This is a genomic window from Bacillus infantis (genome assembly GCF_020171945.1).
GTDB classification, from domain to species: domain Bacteria; phylum Bacillota; class Bacilli; order Bacillales; family Cytobacillaceae; genus Bacillus_AB; species Bacillus_AB infantis_A.
Genome location: NZ_JAIVAP010000046.1, coordinates 1 through 552 on the forward strand (window position 1 = coordinate 1; position 552 = coordinate 552).

The 552-nt window shown below is 45.5% G+C and carries 2 rRNA genes; both read left to right on the plus strand.

The features are described 5' to 3' along the window. Nucleotides 1-78 (plus strand): 5S ribosomal RNA (gene rrf, locus LCM00_RS24995); the annotation flags it as partial. 285 nt (nucleotides 79-363) lie between these two features. After that, nucleotides 364-552 (plus strand): 16S ribosomal RNA (locus LCM00_RS24550); the annotation flags it as partial.

Genomic DNA, 552 nt, shown 5'->3' on the forward strand with positions numbered 1-552 from the left:
CCGAACACGGAAGTTAAGCTTCTCAGCGCCGATGGTAGTTGGGGGCTCTCCCCCTGTGAGAGTAGGACGCTGCCGGGCGAAGACAAAGAGATGTTTCTTTGTCTTTTTTAATCCCTTACCAATGGAATATTATTCCTTTTGATAAAGGGTTGACCCATAACACCGCTGGTGTTATGATAGTCAGGCACCTTTTAGAGCTGATGCTCAGAACAAACTTTTTAAAAAAAGTTGTTGACGAAGGCTGCTGAAAATGTTATTCTAATATAGTTGCTTTAAGAGAGCGACTGAGATTGTTCTTTGAAAACTGAACGAACAAAAACGTCAACGTTAATCTTATTTTTTATCAGAGCTAAATCTTACTCTTATATGGAGAGTTTGATCCTGGCTCAGGACGAACGCTGGCGGCGTGCCTAATACATGCAAGTCGAGCGGGCGGATGGGAGCTTGCTCCCTGAAGTCAGCGGCGGACGGGTGAGTAACACGTGGGCAACCTGCCTGTAAGACTGGGATAACTTCGGGAAACCGGAGCTAATACCGGATAATGCATAACCT